The sequence below is a fragment of the Flavobacterium zhairuonense genome (assembly GCF_004352915.1).
Lineage (GTDB): Bacteria > Bacteroidota > Bacteroidia > Flavobacteriales > Flavobacteriaceae > Flavobacterium > Flavobacterium zhairuonense.
The window spans coordinates 1-655 of the sequence record NZ_SJSY01000031.1 but is presented as its reverse complement, the minus strand read 5'-3'; the positions used below and the strand labels follow the sequence as shown (position 1 = coordinate 655).

Genomic DNA, 655 nt, shown 5'->3' with positions numbered 1-655 from the left:
TACCAATGTCGGTGTTCCCGGATCATTTACATTTATTGTTACGCTCAGTCTTGTCGCGCTCTCGCAGCCTGTTGCAGGATCACTGATTGCAGCGTAATAAGTGCCATTTGCCAAGGCTTGAGTTGATGGAATTGCATTCCCTCCCGTCATGGCATCGTACCAAACAATGTTGGTTTCATTGAACTGAACACTTGCGAATGTCGGAGCACTTACCAAACAGAAGTTCTGTGTTCCCGCATTTACCAATGTCGGAGTGCCTGGATCGTTTACGTTTATTACAACCGCCAATCTTGTCGCGCTCTCGCAGCCTGTTGCTGGATCGCTGATTGCGGCATAATAAGTCCCGCTTGCCAATGCCTGAGTCGATGGAATCGCATTTCCTCCTGTCATGGCATCGTACCAAACGATATTGATTTCATTGAACTGAACGCTGGCAAAAGTAGGAGCATTGATCAAACAGAAGTTTTGTGCGCCTGCATTTACCAATGTCGGAGTGCCAGGATCGTTTACATTTATTGTTACGCTCAATCTTGTTGCGCTCTCGCAGCCTGTTGCCGGATCGCTGATTGAAGCATAATAAGTGCCGCTCGCCAATGCCTGAGTCGATGGAATTGCATTCCCTCCTGTCATGGCATCATACCAAACAATATTTGTT

At 47.2% G+C, this 655-nt stretch carries 1 protein-coding gene; it reads right to left on the bottom strand.

All coding sequences use genetic code 11. The features are described 5' to 3' along the window. Positions 1–655: Ig-like domain-containing protein (locus EYY60_RS00055; RefSeq protein ID WP_449404165.1), on the bottom strand; the 655-nt coding region annotated here is incomplete at both ends.